We start from the raw sequence: 255 nt of genomic DNA, 5'->3' as shown, positions 1-255 counted from the left end.
TCTTATAGACTATAAGTTTGATAGGCTGGGTGTGTAATTGATGTAAGTCATTTAGCTGACCAGTACTAATAGCTCGTTTGCTTATCTTATTAAGCATCACTTCCTTGTTAAGGATAAATAACTATTCCTTAAACAAGTTTTACAGTTTTAAATATTAAAACTTAGACTTTTAACAATTTAACTAACAGTGTTTAATAAGAGTATTTATTTAAATATTTTTATTTAACACTGTCCGTGGTTATACAGATGTGGAAA

1 rRNA gene is annotated in these 255 nt (G+C 27.5%); it reads left to right on the top strand.

Annotated features, from left to right (window positions below):
• Positions 1-89, top strand: a 23S ribosomal RNA gene (locus tag O6B72_RS09665); the annotation flags it as partial.
• Positions 90-255: the final 166 nt, after the last annotated feature.

This window comes from Campylobacter ureolyticus (assembly GCF_027277485.1).
GTDB classification, from domain to species: domain Bacteria; phylum Campylobacterota; class Campylobacteria; order Campylobacterales; family Campylobacteraceae; genus Campylobacter_B; species Campylobacter_B ureolyticus_B.
This window is presented reverse-complemented; position numbering and strand designations above follow the sequence as displayed.